The organism is Companilactobacillus furfuricola (assembly GCF_003946325.1).
Lineage (GTDB): Bacteria > Bacillota > Bacilli > Lactobacillales > Lactobacillaceae > Companilactobacillus > Companilactobacillus furfuricola.
The window spans coordinates 1-5,082 of record NZ_RHNT01000085.1 but is presented as its reverse complement, the minus strand read 5'-3'; the positions used below and the strand labels follow the sequence as shown (position 1 = coordinate 5,082).

Sequence of the window (5,082 nt, the reverse complement as noted above, 5' to 3'; positions counted from 1 at the left end):
ACACGAACAACTAACAAGGATGGTAAATAAACATGAGTTTAAGAGATAGAAAAAACGCATTGGAAGCACAAGGATTTGATCCTAAGAAAGACAAAATCAATGGATATGAAGGACTACCAGCAGGCAAATACCACCTGGTGACAGAAGCAATTTCACCTTCTAAATTTGGTCAATTATCAGTTAGAGCACAAGTAATCGAAGGGGAACACAGCGGACAAAACGAATTCATCAATGTCAGCTTAGATGAAACAAAGAGAAATGGTGAACCTTTACCAGATTTCATTATTGATAGAAATATTAAAACAATTGCAAGTTTGGCAGCAGTGTTAGGCGTAGCACTATCGGATGAAGCATGGGATGACATTCAAGAAATGGTTAACGAGTTCCAAAAAGGTGAAGGCAAACAATTCAATATGGATCTAACTCTTAAAGAAAACAAGAATAATCCCGCATATCCATACAAAACTTATGAATTTGAAGAAGTTGCCGAAGACCCTTATGAACAAACAACACCAGATGTAACAGAAGATGAACTACCATTTGGCAACACGCCAAAGGAAGATACACCACAAGCACCATTAGATGAAAATGGCGAACGTCCGTTCTAGCAATTAATCAGTGCAGTATCACTTAAATATGCCGAATGGGTGAAATGCCCAAGCGGGGAGGAAACATGAAAAATTTAGTTAATTATGCAGTGGCTTATGCTCACAAGGGTCTGAGCGTACTCCCTATGTTAAACAAAAAACCATTGATTAAATTTGCTGATAAACCTGCATTGACTGAACCAGAGATTCGAGAGCTGTGGAAGAAATACCCGTTTGCGCAGATTGCGATACGAACAACTGGTTTTTTCGTTATCGATATCGATACGGCTGATGCACACGGCCATGACGGTTTTAAGTCTATTGATGAATACGAACACAAAGATTTGTTAATACCAACGTTAGAGCAGAGAACAGCAAGCGGTGGCAGGCAGTTGATTTATTTCAAACGTAACGATATTGAAGTATCTCAAAATATCGGGTGGCTTCCTGGTGTAGATGTCAAGGCACACATTAATAACTACATTGTTATTGCTCCAAGTGAACATAGGGGCAAGAAATACGAATGGTTGAATCAAAATCCAATCGTAACTCCAAGCCGAGAATTGATTGAACTAATAAATCAACGGGTCACAGGAACATCGCATTATGTCGGAAAGCAAACATACTCGACAGAGAAAACTGCCACATCAGAATTGTTTGAAGAGATCGTTAATGGATTGGGCGAAACGGGTGGAAGAAACAACGCTCTAGCCAGTTTCATTGGCGGGTTACTGTTTCGAAATGTAGAAGTAGAAACAGCTTACGAATTAGGTAAATTGGCTAATAACAATACACCTAAGTCATTACCACCCAAAGAGTTTGAAAGAACTTTTAAATCGATGGTTAACAAAGAATTAAAGAGAAGGGAGATGGCTACTAAAATTGGATCCAGAGTTGAAACAAAGCATGGATGAATTATCCAAAATGCAAAAAGAGAATAAAGTTGTTAAAATGCCGATAAATTTTGCATTGAATGCAAAGGGTGATGTGAAAGCAAACAGTATAAAAAATGTCGGTTTGATTTTAGAACACGATAAAACATTAAGAGCAGTGTTTGCATTCAACAACTTCACACATGAAATTGGAGTAGTCAAAGATGTTCCATCACTTCATATTGATAAGGGACAAATGTTGGATGATTACGACCCTTCAATACTTCGATACATTGAAGACAATTATGGAATATTTTTTAATCGTAGTTTATTGCAAATGGCAATTATTAATGACGCCAGAAAGAGAAGATATAATCCGGCAGTTGATTACTTCGACTTTGTTTACACGGAGTGGGACGGAAAAGAACGCGTAGCCGATTTACTCCCAGATTTTCTTGGAGTCGAGAAGTCGGACATAACAACATTGATCACAAAGATTTTCTTTACTGGAGCTGTCTCAAAAGCCTATGAACCTGAAACAAAATTTGATTTTGTTCTTGATTTGGTAGGTGGACAAGGAGCAGGAAAGACAACTTTTTTGAAAAAGATGGCTCGCGAATGGTATACAGACCAGTTTACTGATTTCAAGGATAAAGATAATTTCAGTGTCATGTTACGGTCGTTGATTGCTAATGATGATGAAATGACCGCAACAAACAATAGTAGTTTCGAATCATTGAAGAAATTTGTATCAGCACAAGAGTTAGAGTTCCGTCCACCGTATGGACATGAATCAATTCGATACGACAAGAACTTTGTTTTAGCAAGAACTACTAACGAAATGACTTATCTAAAGGACCGAACGGGTGAACGTAGATTTCTTCCCGTCAAAGTAAATGCAAGCAAACAAAAAAAGACACCGTTCGATGATTTGGACGATGAACTTATTAATCAATTGTGGGGCGAGTTTACCTCATATTATCAGCATGGATTTACGTTTGGATTAACTAAGACACAAGAATCTATCTTGTCTAAACATCGCGAACAATTTATGTATGTGGATGAAGTAGAAGCACAGATTGAAGAATTTTTGGAGAGCTATCCCGAAAAATTCGTAAGTAGCAAACAAATTGGTAAATATTTAGGTGAAGACAATCTTGTCAAGAATCGTAGATTATCTAAAAAGATAAAGTACGTGATGGATAACAAGTCGAATTGGTCCGCTGTCGTAAAAAAAAATAACGGTAAAACGAAAAGAGGGTATGAAAAGTTACACTAGGTTACACTAAGTTACACTAAAAAGTGCCTTAGTGTAACCGCTGAAAGCGTTGGTACTCTAAGTGTAACCTAAGAAAGGTTACACTAACTACACTAATTACACTTAATAACTTATATATTTATATATAAGTACACACTACAAGGGAAAAGAAAATTTAGTGTAACCGTAACTTTTAAGGGTCAATCCATTGAGCGAGTAAGGCTAGGTATGTGTAACCTTTAGTGTAACTTAGTGTAACCTTTCGCTGTAAGTACTGATGCAATGCGATTTCTTAGTGTAACCCGACTTATGACTAAATCAGAAGCAGCAATTCAAAACGATATTCGTGTAGCTGTGTCAATGAATGATTGTACTGTATTCCGAACAAACGTCGGAAAGGTTAGAACAGACACAGGTCGTTATTTTGATACAGGATTACCACAAGGACACCCTGATTTATACGGATTTAAACACAGTAACGGAAAAGTGTTTTATTTAGAAATTAAAAACAAAACTGGACGAGCACGTGAAGATCAGAAACAGTTTCATTACATGTTAACTAACCACGGTATTATCCATGGAATAGCACGAAGCACAGAAGACGCATTAAAAATTATTGATGAGGAGTTGGTAGGATATGGATTCAGTGATTAACGAATGAATAACGAACACATTTACAGAGCGTTCATGGAGAAAGCTTTTGATCAACAAAATCAATCTATAACTTCAGCAATTGCACACGTGTATACATTTCAATCACGTCTGCCTGCTGACTTTATGAAAGCTAATCATGAACTCAGCAACAGAGAGAAGAATGAAATTATTCGGGATATTTTATATCCGTTCTAGAAGAGGTGGAGAAACGAAACAAGTTAAAGAATTCATACCTATAAATTTGGAGGATAAAAATATGAGAATTTTAAAAGGATATAGTAAGGAAGAACGTAAGGAACTAGAGGAAGCTAAAGACGGCGGCTTCTTAACACCTATTACCCTAATTTATGGTATTGGTAAGGGCGATGGTGATTGCCATGCATTGTCTGAAAAATATTGCCGTGAAAATCCTAATGACAACAATCAATTGGCTAAGGACATTGCAGATTTCTACTGTGGTAATGCTAAATTTCCTGAACAAAAATATTATATACAACTGGTTAAAAATGATGGAGCCAGCTATCTCAACAGAAACATCAACAGAAACAGGCTATACGACTTCTGTGTGCTAAATGGTCGTTGCCCAAGTTTAAACTTTCAAACTGAATTTACTGAACAAGAAATCAAAGATATTGACCCAAGATATATGGCATTCGCTGTGCCAGTGGAGGCAGACGATGAATAAAGAAAAAGTAGTAGGTCTTTCAGACAGACTAAATGAAATTGTAGATGAAGGCTTATTGCATAAGTATGAAACCATTACCGGCCAGTTAATTGAACAACTAAAGGAGAGCAATCACCATGAAAACGAATAAACTAAGATTAGCTTCATTTATATTTTTTATATTTACGATTGTATTATTTTTAATTGGATATTTTACAAAGCAAACTACTAATACGTTGTTATTTTCTGGTTTCTTAATGGTATTGGCTGGTATGACTTATTATCACATTGAAGATTAGGGGGTTAGACTCATTCAACAATTAAATAAGAGTAGACTACTTGAATTAGAAGAGGACTTTAAAGAGTATCAACAAGTCAATACCAACATTGCCATCAGGGTAGTTGCTATTGAACATCCTTGGACTGAAAGTAATGAAAACCCAGGGGGTGGTAGATCAAATATCATCATAAAGCCACAGGAAATTTTGGCAATAAAAAAAGACGAAGATAAAGAACTTCAACGTCTGTTTAATTTAAAAGATGACTGTGAACGTGCTATTGACAATATGAGTGATGAACAGTTAATGATTTACAATATGCGATTTGTTAATAGCGATTATCTTGGATGGTATGAGATTGCGGATAGGTTACATTATTCTGTTAGAACCATTTACAACAAGAGATATAAAATGCTTGAACTTTTAGCTATTGAGAAAGGATTGATTAGTCCTGAAATTATAGACAAATAATTGCACAAAAACGGGTATTTATGAACCTTGTCAATGGTGTAAATTGATAGTATAGAAAAATTTGAAAGAAAATAATTTATAACACAAAGACAGCCTGTCTCTAACTGCAGAACGACCTTTAAAAAACGACACCGTGAGTAAACACGTTAAAATCTAGCTCAACGCTATTAATGCCTGCTTATGATAACGGCGTGGCATTGTGGGGATACTGGTGTACATAGTGGTTCGATTCCACTGATCCTCATTGGATATACATACCGGGAGTGTATCCATCCCTTATTCATAGAATCCTCCTCGG

General features: G+C 36.3%; 8 protein-coding genes. All 8 read left to right on the top strand.

Features of this window, described 5'->3' with window-relative positions:
- The first annotated feature begins 32 nt into the window (after positions 1-32).
- On the top strand, positions 33-608 hold the full coding sequence (locus tag EKM78_RS12240) for a hypothetical protein (RefSeq protein ID WP_125772612.1): 576 nt from the start codon (positions 33-35) through the stop codon (positions 606-608).
- Positions 609-673: 65 nt separating this feature from the next.
- Positions 674-1,501, top strand: a complete 828-nt coding sequence (locus tag EKM78_RS12235; RefSeq protein ID WP_125772610.1) for a bifunctional DNA primase/polymerase — start codon at positions 674-676, stop codon at positions 1,499-1,501.
- A complete protein-coding gene (locus EKM78_RS12230; RefSeq protein WP_125772609.1) occupies positions 1,494-2,738 on the top strand; it encodes a virulence-associated E family protein in 1,245 nt (414 codons plus the stop codon). The genes EKM78_RS12235 and EKM78_RS12230 overlap by 8 nt, the downstream gene beginning before the upstream one ends.
- A gap of 288 nt (positions 2,739-3,026) precedes the next feature.
- Entirely contained in the window at positions 3,027-3,371 is a 345-nt protein-coding gene (locus tag EKM78_RS12225) for a VRR-NUC domain-containing protein (protein WP_164507360.1), read from the top strand.
- Positions 3,372-3,507: 136 nt separating this feature from the next.
- A complete protein-coding gene (locus EKM78_RS12220) occupies positions 3,508-4,056 on the top strand; it encodes a DUF1642 domain-containing protein (RefSeq protein WP_125772605.1) in 549 nt (182 codons plus the stop codon).
- Positions 4,049-4,186, top strand: coding sequence for a hypothetical protein (locus EKM78_RS12925; protein ID WP_164507358.1), 138 nt, complete (start codon positions 4,049-4,051; stop codon positions 4,184-4,186). Before EKM78_RS12220 ends, EKM78_RS12925 begins: the two co-directional genes overlap by 8 nt.
- Positions 4,173-4,334, top strand: coding sequence for a hypothetical protein (locus EKM78_RS12920; protein ID WP_164507357.1), 162 nt, complete (start codon positions 4,173-4,175; stop codon positions 4,332-4,334). The genes EKM78_RS12925 and EKM78_RS12920 overlap by 14 nt, the downstream gene beginning before the upstream one ends.
- A 12-nt stretch (positions 4,335-4,346) precedes the next feature.
- The gene (locus EKM78_RS12215) at positions 4,347-4,784 is read left to right on the top strand and encodes a hypothetical protein (RefSeq protein ID WP_125772603.1); all 438 of its coding nucleotides are present in this window, start codon (positions 4,347-4,349) and stop codon (positions 4,782-4,784) included.
- Positions 4,785-5,082 lie beyond the last annotated feature (298 nt).